Source organism: Pseudomonas sp. WT-JTC, assembly GCF_056711565.1.
Genome location: NZ_CM160042.1, coordinates 3,306,827 through 3,322,523, shown reverse-complemented (window position 1 = coordinate 3,322,523; position 15,697 = coordinate 3,306,827). Strand labels below are relative to the sequence as shown.

Below are 15,697 nucleotides of genomic sequence, written 5' to 3'. Positions count from 1 at the left end.
TTCACTCAGCAACAGAGCCATTGCTCAATGAACGCTTTTGACTGTGGATTCAACCGGTATGCAGGCGGTTGATTGTCCTGCGGGACCGGTTTTAACGCTTGATCAGGGAAATCTTGGTGCCTTCGATGCTGATCCCGGCCATTAACCCTTGCTGATCGAAGATAAACGCGTACGCGTCGTCCTTCAGCGTCGAACTGGACAGGTTCTTCGCAACCCCTTCATCAACCACCACAACCGTTGGTCCTATGCCGATTTCCCAACCCTTGGTTTCAGCGACATATTTCACGGCTTTGTCGGTCATCAGGAAAACCACATAGCCATATGACTGGGCGCCTGCCTGTAGCCCCCATGAACCGCTGACGGAGTTGTAGTAATCCTCTACTTTCGCGCCCTTCATCAATACGCCTTCGCCATAGCTGCCGCCGAATACAAGGCCCGCCTTGATGATTTTCGGGAAGACAAGCACAGCCTTGGCTTTGTGCGAGATGGTTTCAGAAAAGGGCTGGGTCTTGTAGAGCGTTTGTAACGCTTGCCGAGAGTCAGCATTCAGATCTTCGGCGGTAGCCGCACCCGCAGTGTTCAGGAGACTCGCCGAGGCCAATGATGCCGTTGCAAGGAAGATCGACAGGAAGAAGCGCATTGATTGAGTCATTTGCGTACTCCGACAAGGGGGCATTGGATGAAAGCAGCAGTCCGCGCCCGCGTTGAACAGGACCGAACCCACTGAAAGTTATCCGGCGCACCCTAAAGTGTGTGATTTGCAAGCGTCGCGCTTGAGTGGAGCAGACCGAGGGCCTTTGATCAGTCGCGATGCCATCATTTGTTGTGACCACTGTGTAAGGGCCAAGGTTCGTCGTCAGGGGCTGCTTTTGGCCGATTATTGCGTGTCGTGAAGGGTATATAACGACCCAATATAGTGGCCAGTCCGCCAGGCTATCGTCGGCTAGTAATGGAGGGGCGATGGGGCTGAGTGAGGGGCAATCCAAGCTAATTTAAGGTGCGAGGGAAGGTTGCAGTGAATGTTGTACCGGTGGTGATAGTAGAAGTTACAGCCACTTCGCCGTAGTGCGCCCTTACAATCTCCCGAACGATGAACAGACCCAACCCGACACTTCTGAGTTCGGCATTGTCATGACTGCCACGGATCATCGGTTCGAACAAATCCCCAAGCAACACCTCAGGTATTGGGGTGCCAAAATTGTGCACAGTAATAATGACCGCTTGATTTTCAACTCGTGTAGAAACGGTGACTTCGCTATCGGCGGAGCCGTAGGCGACTGCATTGGCGACCAGGTTGCCGATGAGCTGATAGAGCCGATCACTGTCTGCAGAAAAATCACCTTGCCCATACCGCAGATGGATCAACTTATGCCCGGGAAAAGCCAGGCTCAACTCGTCCAGGCAATCGGCCACCAGTTCGTGTAAATCGACGGGTTTGGGCAGGACTGCGATACCTCGCCCGACCTGAGTCAAGGTGAAATCCAGCAAATCGCCCACCAGGCGTTGTGCACGCGCTGCCGAGTGGGTGATGTGGCCAAGTATTTGTGCTTGTTTAGCATCCATCTCCCTGCGGCCCAGCAGTTCCGCCGCCATTTTTATCGCCGACAATGGGTTGCGCAGGTCATGACTGACAATCCCGATAAGCTGCTCGGCGAACAGGGCTCTGTCTTCAGCCGCAGCGTACGTGATACGCAACTTGTCTTGGGTCATATCCAGTACGCGTTGGTCCTTGAGGTGTTTCGCCAAATGCCTTTCGGCAAGCATTCGGGCATTGAGCAGTTCGCGCTCGTACCTTTGGCTATCTGCGGCTTTGAACAGCGTCATTTCATGGAATATGCCAGCAGAATGCTCACAGCTGATGGCGCTGAGCATCATTGGAATGGAATGTCCGTTGTAGTGAACGAGGTCGAACTTCACGTCAGCCACGACGCCCTGTATCTGCATGAGGGGCGCCCAGTACATTTTGTGGAACGTCCTTCCCTCGAGGCTCATCAATTCCTGGATGTGACGACCGAGCAGCTCTTTTCGCCGGTAGCCTAACCAGCGGCAGAACGTGAGGTTGACCTGTGCGATCTCACCATTTTCTGCGGTCAGCAGTAAGCCACAGTCAGCTTCGTCGGAGAGAACGTCAGAACCGGGCTGCGACTCGTCATCTGCGGGCATTTGTATTCACTGACCAATGGGGCCGATATCTGGAAAATTATAGACTCGACTCGCGCAAGGACCCTCAGGATTTACCCCTTTCGCAGTGATTGGCCTCGACATTCGGGGGGGGGGGCACACCAGCTGTGAATGACCGTTTATGGATTGCTACCTGTCGCGAAGGCCGCTAACCCAAAGCTGTCGTTTGCCAAAGGCAGAAATCGGCCCCGATCAGTCGCTCTATGCCAGCACGGGCAGGCGAGCCAGCGCTATGACTGGCTCTTTGATTTGACCCGGGTTCCCTAGGCAAATCCGAATGCCAGACTCCTGGTCTATCCCATTGAAAAAACTCATCTCGTTAAACCAGCCGGTCGGCTGTGGGGCGATGCTCCAATGGGTCAGATTGAAGTTTTTGCTCAACGCATGCTTTGGTCCTGATACTTATTTGTTGAACTCGGGCTGAAAGCACTCCTCTAACATAAGCGTGGGAAAATTTCCCGCGCAACGTTACTGACTGGCTTTGAAGGATCGTGCGGATACCGCAGTTGCTCGTTAATGCTGCAGATTGATAACCGTGCCGGTTGGCTGGCCGCCCCAATGGGCGGCCGGGAACTCACTGGACATTGCGTTCGATACGGAGATGACGACGCAACTCCAAGCGGAGGTTGCAACATGCAGCTCAAAAAATGTTTATTGGCTCTGGCGATTGGCGGAGTCCTGTCGGCATCGACTGTCCTGGTGCCCGATTACATCGGTAGTTTCTCCAGCGTGTATGCCAAAGATGGCGGCAGCGGCGGTGGTGGCGGTGGCTCCGGAGGCGGTGGTCACGGCGGTGACGGTGGCGGCAGTGGCGGTGGTCACGGCGGCGAAGGCGGTGGCGGCCACGGTGGCGGCAGCGGTGGCTCCGGTAGTGGAGGCTCCGGAGGTGGCGGTCACGGTGGTGACGGTGGTGGCGGTCATGGTGGCGGCGGCCATGGAGAGGGTGGCGATCATGGTGCAGCAGGCCATGGCGGTGACGGTCATGGAGGCCCGGGGCGCGGCGACGCTGACCATGGTGGTATGGCCGGAAACAGAGGCCCGGGCAATGCGCATGACAACGACAACGCGAAAGACAACGACAACGCGGACGACAATGACAACGATGCCGCACATGCAGCCAGGGACGCTGCCAGAAACGACGCAGATGCAGCCCGGGATGCGGCAAAAGCTAGTGCAAATGCAACCAGGGACGCCGCCAGGGCTGAGGCGGATGCCGCCAGGGACGCTGCAAAAGCTGCTGGCGTAACGGGCGCAGATGCAACCAGAGATGCTGCCCGGGCCGCTGCAGATGCAGCCAGGGACGCCGCCAAGGCTGACGCGAAAGCAGCCAGAGAGGCTGCCAAAGTCGAGGCGAACGATGCCCGGGAGGATGTGGCGGACGCCCCAGACGCTCCGGATTTCGACGCGGTTGAGGTACACAACTAGGCCAGCACGCTCCGTAATGAACACGGCAGGCTTGGCCGTAGAAGACGTCCCGCAAGCTTGAGGGGCGTATCGCCAATGAGTCGCAAGCTCTGCAGCGTCGTGGGGTTTGCGATTTTATTTCGAAATCTGTCGCACAGTCCGAAACACTGACGAGGATGGCGGCAATGGGGGCGGAACTGGGCGGGTAAGCAATCAATCCCAGTCGTTCACAAAAACCGGAACCCTCCCGTTGTTGTGGCGCGGGGTCGGGAAGTTGGACTCATCTGTCCACCGACCGCTTTTGGCCGCTTTCTGCCTGTCGCCGATACCGGTGGCAGTGGGCAATTCTTTGCCGATCCTGGTTACGAAGCGTGCTGGTCAAATCTGATGCAATGTGCTTGGGCAAAACGCCCAACTAATACAGCACTCTGCCATATTCAACTGCCAAAGCCCGGCTCTTAAGCTGTTCCTATCGAACAACATCAATATAGGAACAGCGGTTATGACTGAGTACAAAATTGCCTTGGTAGGGTTTGGTGGCGTGAACCGTGGCTTCGCCCAATTGGTCGCCGATCGTAATGCCGAATGGAAAGAGGCCCTGGGCTTCACTATCAAAATTGTCGGTGTCACCGATCTGTTCCTCGGCTCCATCGTTGCCAAGGACGGTCTGGATGCAAAGCTGTTGGTTGCGCTGCCGGTTGAGAAAGGCGCACTCGCTCAACTGCCCGGCGGCAATGCCGAGGCCTTCAACGAAACCGTGATCAAGCATTCCGGTGCAGACATCATCGCTGAGGCCACTTTCACCAATCCGGTGGATGGCGAGCCCGCAACTACCTTTTGCCGCTGGGCCTTGGAAAGCGGCATTCATGTAGTGACCACCAATAAGGGGCCTATTGCGCTGCACGGTGCCGAGCTCAAGGCATTGGCCCGTCGCAACCAGGTTGCTTTCGAGTACGAGGGGGCGGTGATGAGTGGCACCCCCGTAATTCGTCTGGCCAGGCAGGCCTTGGCGGGTGCCAACGTGCAAGGCTTCGAAGGCATCCTGAACGGCACCTCCAACTACGTGCTCACCCAGATGAAAGACGGCCTGGCGTTCAACGATGCCGTCGTACAAGCGCAACAGCTCGGCTACGCCGAGGCAGATCCAACCGCCGATGTGGAAGGGTTTGACGTACGCCTCAAGGTGGTGATCCTGGCCAACGAACTGCTCAATGCACGACTGAATGTCAGCGATGTAGCATGCTCGGGTATCAGCAATATCAGCGCGCAAGATATTGCCCAGGCAAGTGCCAATGGCGCGAGCTGGAAACTGATTGGCTCAGCCGATCGTGCAGCAGATGGCTCGGTTCGAGCGAGTGTGGAAGCTCGGTTACTGCCGAACTCACATCCTCTTGCCGGAATCAGCGGTGCTACGAATGCCGTGTCATTCAATACCGAACTGCTGGGAGCTGTCACAGTGTCCGGGCCTGGGGCAGGGCGTATCGAGACGGCCTTCGCATTGCTGTCGGATATCGTCGCCATCCACTCCGCCCACGGCAAATAAGAGGAGATAGTCATGAGCGTATCCAGCATGGCCAGTATCCAGCTTGTTGAAGCCAAACAGATTGATGTGTTCAGTCCATTCGATGGTCGCTTGGTAGGGAGCGTCCCTTGCCTCGATGCAGCCGCAGTTCCTGGCTTGCTGGAACGCGCGCGAATCGGCGTACGCGAGAGTGCGGCAATGCCTCGTCACCTGCGTGCGCGCATTCTTGAGGACGCGGCCCGGCGTGTAGAGCTTGAGGCTGAAGCGTTTGCCAAACTCATTGTTGCAGAGGCGGGGAAGACGCTGCGACAAGCAGAGAAGGAAGTGAAGCGTTGTGTGAACACGCTGAAGCTATCGGCGCAGGAGGCTCGTCGTAACGCCGGGGAAGTGATTCCATTTGGGGCTTATGAAGGATCGGAGTCGCGTCAAGGTTGGTTCACGCGGGAACCGTTGGGGCTTATCGTCGCGATCACTCCCTACAACGATCCACTGAATTTGGTCGCCCATAAACTCGGCCCGGCAATCGCCGGTGGCAATGCGGTGATTTTGAAACCTTCGGAACTCGCGCCGTTGTCTGCTCTCAAGCTCGTTGAGTGCTTGGTGAAAGCGGGTCTTCCACCCTCTGTGATTACCCCGGCTACCGGTGGCGTCGACTTGGGTAAAGCATTGGTGGAGGTTCGCGAAGTTCGGATGATTTCCTTTACGGGTGGTTTTGCCACGGGTGAGGCCATTGCTCGTAGTGCAGGGTTGAAGAAGCTGGCAATGGATCTGGGAGGAAATGCCCCGGTTCTTGTGCTTGAAGATTGTGATATCGAACCGACCGTGGAGTCCTGTGTGTCTGGTGCCTTTTGGGCAGCAGGGCAGAATTGCATCGGCACTCAACGCATCCTTATACACAGTTCAATTTATGAGGACTTCCGTGAGCGTTTTGTCAGCCAAACGCGTGCCCTGGTAGTGGGTGATCCTGATCAGCGAGCAACGGATGTAGGCCCGATGATTACGGAACAGGCGGCCCGTCGTACCGAACAACTGGTAAATGAAGCACTGGCCGAGGGGGCCGTTCTTCTGTGTGGACACCATCGCCAAGGGGGAAGCTATGCGCCGACCGTGCTTGAGCATGTGAGGCATGGCAGTACGATTTGGCAGCAGGAAGTCTTCGCGCCGGTGGTTATCCTGGAGCCTTTTGACCATCTGGAAGACGCTATTGCTCTGGCCAACGCTCCTGAGTACAGCTTGCATGCGGGACTCTTCACACGTGATCTTTCCAAAGCCTTGAAATTGGCGCGGCAAATTGAAGCGGGTGGCGTGATGATCAATGATTCTTCCGATTATCGTTTCGATGCCATGCCTTTCGGTGGTTTCAAGTACGGAAGTTTGGGGCGCGAAGGTGTTCGGTTTGCGTATGAGGATATGACGCAGCCTAAAGTGGTCTGCATCAGCGAGCTGGATTAAACGTACGAAGTAAATTGCCATCGGTTCACATCGGGTGGACGCTTTTATCTGACGCCCGATGTCCCCTGTGTTAAAAATGGAAGTAGATCGCACGAACTTACATGGAAGTGCACGTCCGATGCTTGGTGAGATATCCTGACCTCAACTGTAAAACGGTGAACGGACAACTTCTTTGGTTCACCCTATCTAACCTACTTGATCCGCAGGCGGGCCGTCACGTCCTGACTCCGAGCGTATGCTCGACCGAAACCACAAGACATGCAATGCCGTGCCTTGTGGTTATTTCAAGCGATGTTCACCACCGCAAGAGACTCTCGCGATGCTGCGCGTGCAGCCAGGTAGGCAAGAACGGCCGCCGCGCCCAGCAAGGTGGCGCTCAACTCGAAGGTCGCTCGATAGCCGCTCAAGTCAAAGACCAGCCCGCCAACGGTTGCGCCAGACGCGATTGCCAGTTGGATGATCGCCACCATTAACCCGCCTCCTGCTTCGGCAGCGTCTGGCAACGTTCTCGCCAGCCATGTCCACCATCCTACGGGCGCTGCAGTCGCAACCAGTCCCCATAGGCCTAGCAAGACAGTCGTGGTGGCCGCCGAGCTACCGAATGAAACAAGCGCCAGTGCAATCACCGCCATCAAGATCGGGATGACGATGAGCGTTCGATGCAGGCCGTTTTTCAAGAACGGTTCAATCAGGAAGGTTCCCGCGAGGCCCGCCAGACCCAGCACGAGCAACACCAGCGACAGCATGGAAACACTGACGTGCGTGACCGTTTCAAGGAAGGGCCGCAAATAGGTAAACAGCATGAACTGACCCATGAAAAAGACGCTGACCGCCACCATGCCTAACGCGACCGGTAGGCTTTTCATCAACCTGAAGACGTTTCCAGTGCCTGAGCCGCTGTGCGATTTCATCGCTGGAAGACTTAACGACAACCAGACACCGGCGACTATCGCGACTGGGATGACGCACAAGAATGCACCGCGCCAGCCAATCAAGGCACCGAGAAAACTGCCTAATGGCGCTGCAATCACCGTCGCCAAAGCGTTGCCGCCGTTGACGATTGCCATGGCCCGTGTGACCTGATCATCAGGTACCAGGCGCATGGCCGTCGCCGCCGATAATGACCAGAATCCACCGATTGCCACTCCGATCAGTGCTCGTCCGACCATGAAGACCCAGTAGTTCGGCGCGAACGCGACCACTGTTCCGGAAAGAATCATCATCAGTGTCAGTGAAAGAAGTAGTGCTTTACGGTCAACCCGTGCCGCCACCAGCGGGATAAGAAGGCTGGTGAACAAGGCAAACAGCCCCGAAACGGAGATCCCCTGACCGGCTTGCCCCTCGGTGATATGCAGATCTGCGGCAATCGGTGTCAGCAGGCTGACGGGCATGAACTCCGATGCCACGAGCACGAAGGCGGCGAGCGACATGGCGAATACGGCACCCCATGGTTTATGGGGCACTGGGAGGAGGTGATCAGTCATTGTTTGAATCCTGTATTGCGCGAAGCGTCGTAGCCCCGAAGGCGAGGCTACGAGAGAACCGATGCCCGGCCAGGGCACCGACCGGGCTACTTCAGGTTGCTTTTGAAGAACGTGGTCAACTTGGCGAATGGAATGAGGCTGACCCGGTCGTAAAGATCCACGTGTCCGGCATCTGGAATAATGAGCAGCTCTTTAGGCTCGGCAGCCCGCTGGTAGGCATCCTCACTGAACTCGCGTGAGTGGGCTTGGGCGCCAGCAATAAACAACAATGGGCGCGGGGAGATAGTCTCGATGTCATTGAACGGGTAGAAGTTCATGAACTTCACGTTGCTGGTCAGCGTCGGCATGGTGGTTGTTTGTGGCGTTGCGCCTGCCGGAGTGACCTCACCTCGTGGGGTGCGATAGAAGTCGAAGAACTCGTCGCCTACTTCGTTGCCGGTCAGTTTGAGCGGCGTGCCGCCGGTGTAGCGGATTTCGCCACCCTGGAATTCCGCATAGCGTTGCTCGGACGCTTCGCGAATGATCTGCTGGCGTTGTTCGAGAGTCACGGCGTGTTTGAGTCCGTTACGGTTGGCCGCTCCCATGTCATACATGCTGACGGTGGCGATTGCCTTCAGGCGTGGATCTATCTTGGCCGCGCTGATGGCGAAGCTGCCACTGCCGCAGATGCCGATGACGCCAATACGCTCACGGTCGACTATGGGTCGAGTGCCGAGAAAATCTACGGCGGCACTGAAGTCTTCTGCGTAGATATCTGGTGAGACTGCCTGACGAGGTGTACCTTCGCTCTCACCCCAGAAAGACAAGTCCAGCGACAGTGTGACAAAGCCCTGCTCGGCCATTTTGGTGGCGTACAGGTTTGCGCTCTGCTCCTTCACTGCCCCCATGGGGTGGCCGACGATAATGGCGGCATTTTTCGCTTTGGGGTTGAGTCCCTTCAAGGTGAACAGGTTGCCCGCCACCTTCATACCGTATTGATTTTTGAAGGTGACCTTTTCAACGGTCACTTTCTCGCTTTTGTAGAAGTTGTCCGCGCCGTTGGACATATCGGCTCCCATTGAGGAAAAAGAGGTAACGAGCAGCCCCAGGGCTAGCAAAATTCCTTTCACTGGATATTCCTTTCGATTGCATGGTTGTTCGCTGGAGTTTTTGACTCAGGCGTTTAGTCAGCCAACGTGGCGTTGTCGATTACAAAGCGGTACTTGACGTCGCCCTTGAGCATTCGCTCATAGGACTCGTTTATCTGATCGGCTCGAACCAGTTCGATGTCGGCGACGATGCCGTGCTCGGCGCAGAAATCCAGCATCTCCTGGGTCTCGGGAATGCCGCCGATCATCGAGCCGGCAATTGTTCGGCGCTTCATGATCAGGTTGAATACGTTCGGCGACGGATGTGGCGATGCGGGCGCACCGACGAGAGTCAGTGCGCCATCGCGCTTGAGCAGCACCAGGAAAGCATCGAGATCGTGCGGGGCTGCGACGGTGTTGAGAATGAAGTCAAAGCTCTTGGCATGCGCGGCCATTTCTTCGGCATTGCGCGACACGACAACCTCGTCGGCGCCCAATTGCTTCGCCGCCTCGCGCTTGGACTCTGAGGTAGTGAACGCAACGACGTGGGCGCCCATCGCATGCGCTAGTTTGATGCCCATGTGGCCCAGGCCACCGATGCCCACCACGCCGATTTTCTTGCCTGGCCCAGCGTTCCAGTGACGAAGCGGGGAGTACGTGGTAATGCCCGCACACAACAGCGGCGCGACGGCTGCCAATTGGTCTTCGGGATGGCGGATGCGCAGTACATAGCGTTCATGCACCACAATGTTTTGCGAGTAGCCGCCGAGTGTCCAGCCGGGTACGTCCGGGGTCGGGAAGTTGTAGGTGCCGATCATGCCGTCGCAGTAGTTTTCCAGACCCGTGGCACAGTCGTCACAGTGTTTGCAACTGTCGACGATGCAACCGACGCCGACCAGATCGCCGACTTTGAAACCCGAAACATGCGCGCCTACTGCCGATACGCGGCCAACAATTTCATGCCCAGGTACGCAGGGAAATTGCGTGCCTGCCCACTCGGCACGCACCTGATGCAGATCCGAATGGCAGATACCACAAAAGGCGATATCGATCTGAACATCATGGGCGGCGGGTGCACGGCGGCTGATCTGCAACGGCTCAAGCGGTTTGTCGCCCGCGTGAGCACCATAGGCTTTTACAAGCATGGGAAAGTCCTGAGTGGCGGTGTCGGATGATCATTCTCCGGCTCTGCCCAGAGACTCAGTAGAGCAATCCGCTTGATTACTTGCCTGATCCTATGAGTCTTGGCTTTTGTGCAGGACGGTCGCCAGCTGGCGAGTTAGAGTTCAGTGAAGAGGTACAAGACGAACATGACGATCAAATACGAAACCGCCGCTGCATACACATCACCCCAAGAAGCGCTCGCGCATACCATTGGTGCCCGGATCGCAAAGCCTGGTGACTGCGCTACTTCAATTGCTGGCCTGGGTTTTTATCGGCGTGAGCATCCTTCTCCCCCCGTCATTTGCATGGTCGAGCCGAGCATCATTCTTGTCGCTCAGGGCGAGAAGCAGCTGTGGGTAGGCGGCGAAGGTTATCCGTATGACACGTCGCGATTCCTGGTCACGTCATTGGACTTGCCAGCCAATTCAGAGGTGCTTGCTGCAAGCCCGGAAAAGCCATGCCTGGGGCTGACTTTGAAACTCGATCTGCGCATGCTGGCTGAGCTGATAGCGCAAAGTGACCTGCCGCCAATCCGTGATCGATCAGATGTGAAAGGGGTAGGAATTGGTTCAGTGACATTGGCAATGCTGGCGTCATTCGAGCGCTTGTTGGCACTGCTCGATGAGCCGGAGTCCATCCCTGTTCTCGCTCCCTTGATCCAGCGGGAGATTCACTACCGTCTCTTGCAGAGTGATCAGGCAGGCAGACTACGACAAATCACATCCGTCGATGGTCAGGGTTATCGAATCGCCAAGGCCATCGATTGGCTGAAGTTGAATTACACCTTGGCGCTTCGCGTCGAGGAGTTGGCGGCCCGAGTGCAGATGAGCACACCGACTTTTCACCACCACTTCCGCCAACTCACCGCTATGAGTCCCTTGCAGTACCAGAAATGGCTGCGATTGAACGAGGCTAGGCGATTGATGCTCAATGAACACCAGGACGTATCGAGCGCGGCTTTCAAGGTCGGCTATGAAAGCCCGTCGCAGTTCAGTCGCGAGTACAGTCGACTGTTTGGCGTACCCCCCAAGCGGGATATTGCGGTATTGCGAGGGCAGGGGTAGCGGCATAAATGCACGCCTGAGCGGTGTTTGAACGGAGAGATTGTTTGCTGGTTGAGAAACTGTCGACTGTCCGCTCTTTCCAACACCCTGAGGCAAACATCACTCCGGTGTCATGAGCACCGCGAGCGTCATATTGATGAACTCTTCATTCCTACTGATGGCCTGCAGAGCACCTCGAACGCTCTCGGCTACGTCATTTGATCCGGGCTGTTCACCCAATTCGTGAGTTCCATGATGGCGGCCTCAAGGGCAAGCTGGTTTTGATTGATCTTGAATAGCAGGGATATGCTGGACTGAGCTGCGACAATTTATGACAGGGCACTGTGATTCTCTGCTTGAGGGCAGAGACTTCGCGGGAGGTGGGAGGGCAGGTCGTGTCAAATCATTCAGTGTACGAGTCAATGCATGCCCATAGCTAAGCTGTGGGTGACGTAAATGGAGAGGTCGCTCCTTCGGGCCAATGGGCCCGGCTCACCAAATCAGCCGAGCATCTCCTTAATGATGGATGCAACATTCCTGGCATCGTCGATCCCTCGGTGATAGGTACCCTGCTGGTCAATGCCTTTCATGTCGGGTTCTCCATCGATTGTATGAAGGTTGTCAGCGAGCATAGGCATCCTCTCTCGTCCCGCTGAATAGAACACGAGGAGCGTTGCTACGACTTGGCAACTCCAGCACTAGCGGCATCAACAGCGGCTCCTAGCGTGATGCGTGCCTTTTCGCGCCGTCTGCGCGCGAGTCGCTCCTCGCCGCCGCTCCGTTCGGACTCACCGGCCAGAAGTGCATGAATGTCGGGCAGCGTGTAAATGGCGCCACGACTGCCCCACGTACCCTCCGGAATTTCCGTCGGGAAGACCCAGACGCGCGGGGCAACCTCTTCGAGCAGTCGGTTCTCGGCGCGAGCCACCGCTTCCGTGACTGCTTTAACCAGTGCTCGGCGAGACTCGTCCGTGTATTGCCCCTCAGGCGCCGAAGGAATGATCCGGTAGCGCACCGCTTTCGAAGGTTCTCCGCCGACGAATACTGCAGCGGGTCGATGCAGATGGAACACAGATACGCTCTGAGCAATCGGATTGCTCGGATCATATCCTTCCGCTTTGATCAGAATGTCAGTCAATTCTTTAACCAGGCGTGCTTCCGCTTCAGGCGTCAAGGCATCTTCCGGCCACAGTGCGTCGATCATTGGCATGGTGCCATTCCCTCTTCAGGTGTTTTGGTTTGGTAATCATCGGGCTTTACGAGACAACCAGGGAGTGGCAGCATTGCCATTATTCGAGGAATTTAAGACATTCACGGAAATGATCACAATCCGGATCTGGGTCTACGACAGAATTCTGGCATCCGGCGTCGCGGGCCCCATCGACGTCCTCAGCGCCGCCAATCATCTTATTGCGCGCGAGGCTGCGGGCAGGCCCGGCGCTTTACCCATGTTCGCATGGAGCGTGGAATCGCTTGACGGACAAGCGGTAAAGGCAGCGTCGGGCCAAAGCATTTCGGTGGACGGCAAAATCGATCCACGCAAACGCGCAGACGCCGTTCTGTTGACAGCCCCGTTTGTTTCGAACATGGATGAGTTCATCGGCCGCCATGAGCAGTTGAATGCGCTGTCTTCGGCGCTACGGCATCAACACAAGGCGGGCGCCGTACTGGCCACATACTGCACCGGCAACTACCTGCTTGCCGAGGCAGGCTTGCTGGACGGCCGAGTCGCTACGACACACTGGGCCAAGGCGGCTGATTTCGCCCGACGCTATCCGCGTGTCGAACTTCGGGCCTGGGAAGTCCTGACCGGGCAAGATGGGATTATCTCGGGTGGTTCAGTGACATCGTATCTCAACCTCGCCGTGCGGCTGGTCGAAATGTTCGCCGGTGAGAAGTTTGCCGCGATGACCGCCAAGTCGCTATTTATCGACATGAACCGGACTTCTCAGGCTTCTTACGCGAAGCTTCTCGACGAACACGGGCATGCCGATTCGCTCGTCGCGCGAGCTCAACAGCGCATGGAGACGACACTTCAGCAGAGGTTTCTGCTGAGTGAACTCGCCGCCTGGCTCGCTGTTAGTGAACGGACGCTTAACCGGCGTTTCAAGCAAGCAGTAGGCCTGGCGCCATTGGCGTATCTGCAGAACCTGCGCATCGAAGTCGCTAAACAGTTGCTGGAATCAAGGCCCATCGGCATCGATGAGGTCAGCCAGCGCGTCGGCTATGGAGACGTCAGCACATTTCGGCAGCTGTTCAAGCGCAAGACCGGTCTCTCGCCGAGCGAATATCAAATGCGATTTGCGCGCGCTTCCTTGGTAGACGATATAGAACGCGAGTCGTACAGCACTGTTGATTGACAATCTCGAGGGCTTTGTTCGAAACGGCCCTTGGAGATGCTCGGGACGAGAGTAGAAACTGAAGCTGTCCTCGATCTGATCGGTCGACTAGAGAGGGGAGTGGTTGTTTGAGCTTCATCGCGCCACACCTGGCAGTGGAAGCTGACGCTGATTGTTGCTATCGCTCCTTTGGGCCCGTGAGGCCCGGCTCGACGTAATGCTTTACCGAGCCGGAAACCCCATAGCGTTCCGCCAATACAAGATCGCGCTACTTGCAGTTGCCTGCCTTTCGATATCCCGCTGCCTGAGCTTCAGATTCTGAGGTGAAGGAAACCTGATTCTTTTCGGACACCTGACCATAACCAGGACACCCCATAGAGAGGTGATAGACCTGACTCTTTCGGTTGCCAATGATCGAACCTACTCCGGTCGCGCTTGCTAGGGTTGGCTGGGCGGCTACTCGCGGAGGATTAACAGGAACGGCGCTAACTACCCCATCACCAACCGCCTTGTACCCTTGTGACCATTGACGCTCGCCAGTTACAAATGGATTGGAGTGCCCCATGATTGCTGCAATGCGTCGATCCCGCTCTTTTTCCCAAGACGACACCGGGTACTGCTTGTCCCAGGCCATCAGTAGCTGTTGCTGCTGACGAGACATACTCAGTTTGTATCTGTCGAACATGTAAAAGGTTGTCCTCGCGACCAACCCTTTGACCTCGTCACGCGGCTCCGCAGCACGTTGATCGAAATCAACCCGCGTCTTGCACTGCCCATACTGCGGCGCTACCCCAGAGGCCATCCCGTAATTGAAATTGCGGCGGTCGCCATTTACCTCCCCAACAGATGGGTAGAGGTTGAACAGATCAGCTTCCATCGCTCGGAATACGGGATCATCATCCACGCAATGTTCTCGGCCACCGTTCTGCCAGCATTGGCGTTGGTTACCGAATGTCCAGGCAGGAACGATGTGTTCCCATTCAGTCCGTTCCGCGCGGCTCTGTTGTTTCCTGGTTTGATAGCCGCAAGACTCAGCATCAATCCGGCCACCTGACTTACCTACCCATGTCCATTTGCAGCCGCAATACAGCTCGCCCATGGCACTGTTCGCCTGGTCGAGGTAGATCTTTTGCTTGGCGATGACCTTGGCTTCGGAAAAGGTCGATGGAGGGCTTGAGAAGGCGGGGGTGATTACTGAGAAGGTCAGCAGCGCTACTACGGAAAGCAGTTTTTTCATTGGAAAGCATTAGCCAATTAAGGGCGCGCATTGTACTCACGACGCCCACGCCCACTGCAGAATTTTCTTAGGAAAACGCAGCCTCGATAAATGCCTCCAGCGCTTTATCTTCCAGTATCTCAATAGAGAAGTGCCCGAAGCGTTTGGGCAACCAAATGATGCGTGCCCCAGACGGGGATTGCAGGTTCGCACGAGCCAATGGCTTTCCATTTTCGTCTTCTGGCTGAACACCTGCGGCCATCAATTCGTCATAGGCTTTCTCGATGTCCGGTGTCGAGTAGCAGTGGCGGTAAATCATCCCTTCACCCGACGAATCCAATAACTCTTTCAAGTTCCCCGCCAACGGCTGTACCAACATGAAACGCTCTTGGCCAATCAGCGCAATCGCATAGCGCACGTGCAGACCACCTCGTTCCCAGACGAGCGTTTTGGAGATCCTGGCGTTTAGTATCTGTGCGTAGTAAGCACTGGCTTCGTCGAGATTCTTGACCAGTACATCTACGTGACTGAACTTCAGATCCATCGCAGCCCTCCTGTTGAACCGGCGTTCATGAAAGGGGCCAGCGTAGCAGGACGCCTAGCACTAAGCCCTCGAATCGGAGACTTAAATGCACGCGCTCTTAAAGGGGGTGGATAGATAGTGTGTTTACAAACAGCTGCGGTGCCCGCAAATAGAAAACCCCTGAAACCATAAGGAGTCAGGGGTTTAGAAGTAATGGTGCCCAGAGACGGAATCGAACCGCCGACACGGGGATTTTCAATCCCCTGCTCTACCGACTGAGCTATCTGGGCCGCGGCGGAATT

13 protein-coding genes, 1 tRNA gene and 2 pseudogenes are annotated in these 15,697 nt (G+C 56.3%); 6 read left to right on the top strand and 10 right to left on the bottom strand.

What is annotated here, in order from left to right; all coding sequences use genetic code 11:
• Positions 1–91: 91 nt before the first annotated feature.
• Positions 92–652, bottom strand: coding sequence for a lipid-binding SYLF domain-containing protein (locus AC06G5_RS15230; RefSeq protein WP_480457339.1), 561 nt, complete (start codon positions 650–652; stop codon positions 92–94).
• A 335-nt stretch (positions 653–987) separates the two neighbouring features.
• Positions 988–2,163: a sensor histidine kinase gene (locus AC06G5_RS15225; RefSeq protein WP_480457337.1), complete on the bottom strand. Its 1,176-nt coding sequence runs from the start codon at positions 2,161–2,163 to the stop codon at positions 988–990.
• A 651-nt stretch (positions 2,164–2,814) separates the two neighbouring features.
• On the opposite strand from AC06G5_RS15225, the gene AC06G5_RS15220 reads away from it, so the two are divergent.
• From AC06G5_RS15220 to AC06G5_RS15210, 3 genes are all read left to right on the top strand, one after another.
• The gene (locus AC06G5_RS15220) at positions 2,815–3,606 is read left to right on the top strand and encodes a hypothetical protein (RefSeq protein WP_480457335.1); all 792 of its coding nucleotides are present in this window, start codon (positions 2,815–2,817) and stop codon (positions 3,604–3,606) included.
• Positions 3,607–4,087: 481 nt separating this feature from the next.
• A complete protein-coding gene (locus tag AC06G5_RS15215; RefSeq protein WP_480459845.1) occupies positions 4,088–5,128 on the top strand; it encodes a homoserine dehydrogenase in 1,041 nt (346 codons plus the stop codon).
• Between the two features lie 12 nt (positions 5,129–5,140).
• A complete protein-coding gene (locus AC06G5_RS15210; RefSeq protein ID WP_413704789.1) occupies positions 5,141–6,559 on the top strand; it encodes an aldehyde dehydrogenase family protein in 1,419 nt (472 codons plus the stop codon).
• 284 nt (positions 6,560–6,843) lie between these two features.
• Here AC06G5_RS15210 and AC06G5_RS15205 read toward each other — a convergent pair whose 3' ends face one another.
• From AC06G5_RS15205 to AC06G5_RS15195, 3 genes are all read right to left on the bottom strand, one after another.
• Positions 6,844–8,043: an MFS transporter gene (locus AC06G5_RS15205; protein ID WP_413704790.1), complete on the bottom strand. Its 1,200-nt coding sequence runs from the start codon at positions 8,041–8,043 to the stop codon at positions 6,844–6,846.
• 86 nt (positions 8,044–8,129) lie between these two features.
• On the bottom strand, positions 8,130–9,152 hold the full coding sequence (locus tag AC06G5_RS15200; protein WP_413704791.1) for an alpha/beta hydrolase: 1,023 nt from the start codon (positions 9,150–9,152) through the stop codon (positions 8,130–8,132).
• Positions 9,153–9,205: 53 nt separating this feature from the next.
• On the bottom strand, positions 9,206–10,255 hold the full coding sequence (locus tag AC06G5_RS15195) for an NAD(P)-dependent alcohol dehydrogenase (protein ID WP_480459843.1): 1,050 nt from the start codon (positions 10,253–10,255) through the stop codon (positions 9,206–9,208).
• A gap of 165 nt (positions 10,256–10,420) precedes the next feature.
• On the opposite strand from AC06G5_RS15195, the gene AC06G5_RS15190 reads away from it, so the two are divergent.
• A complete protein-coding gene (locus AC06G5_RS15190) occupies positions 10,421–11,338 on the top strand; it encodes an AraC family transcriptional regulator (RefSeq protein ID WP_480459841.1) in 918 nt (305 codons plus the stop codon).
• 99 nt (positions 11,339–11,437) lie between these two features.
• Here the strand turns inward: AC06G5_RS15190 and AC06G5_RS15185 are convergent.
• Both AC06G5_RS15185 and AC06G5_RS15180 read right to left on the bottom strand, forming a co-directional pair.
• Positions 11,438–11,646: pseudogene (locus AC06G5_RS15185) on the bottom strand (hypothetical protein).
• Positions 11,647–11,993: 347 nt separating this feature from the next.
• Complete coding sequence (locus AC06G5_RS15180) at positions 11,994–12,527, bottom strand: tautomerase family protein (protein WP_413424286.1); 534 nt, start codon at positions 12,525–12,527, stop codon at positions 11,994–11,996.
• A 73-nt stretch (positions 12,528–12,600) separates the two neighbouring features.
• Here AC06G5_RS15180 and AC06G5_RS15175 point away from each other — a divergent pair, with 73 nt between their 5' ends.
• Together AC06G5_RS15175 and AC06G5_RS15170 are read left to right on the top strand one after the other, a co-directional pair.
• Complete coding sequence (locus tag AC06G5_RS15175; RefSeq protein WP_480459839.1) at positions 12,601–13,677, top strand: GlxA family transcriptional regulator; 1,077 nt, start codon at positions 12,601–12,603, stop codon at positions 13,675–13,677.
• Between the two features lie 9 nt (positions 13,678–13,686).
• A pseudogene (locus tag AC06G5_RS15170) lies at positions 13,687–13,788 on the top strand (antitoxin); the annotation flags it as partial.
• A 136-nt stretch (positions 13,789–13,924) separates the two neighbouring features.
• Here the strand turns inward: AC06G5_RS15170 and AC06G5_RS15165 are convergent.
• The 3 genes from AC06G5_RS15165 to AC06G5_RS15155 form a co-directional block, all read right to left on the bottom strand.
• The gene (locus tag AC06G5_RS15165; RefSeq protein WP_480459838.1) at positions 13,925–14,893 is read right to left on the bottom strand and encodes an endonuclease; all 969 of its coding nucleotides are present in this window, start codon (positions 14,891–14,893) and stop codon (positions 13,925–13,927) included.
• Positions 14,894–14,960: 67 nt separating this feature from the next.
• Complete coding sequence (locus AC06G5_RS15160) at positions 14,961–15,416, bottom strand: VOC family protein (RefSeq protein ID WP_413424292.1); 456 nt, start codon at positions 15,414–15,416, stop codon at positions 14,961–14,963.
• Between the two features lie 193 nt (positions 15,417–15,609).
• Positions 15,610–15,685 (bottom strand) — tRNA-Phe (locus AC06G5_RS15155).
• Positions 15,686–15,697: the final 12 nt, after the last annotated feature.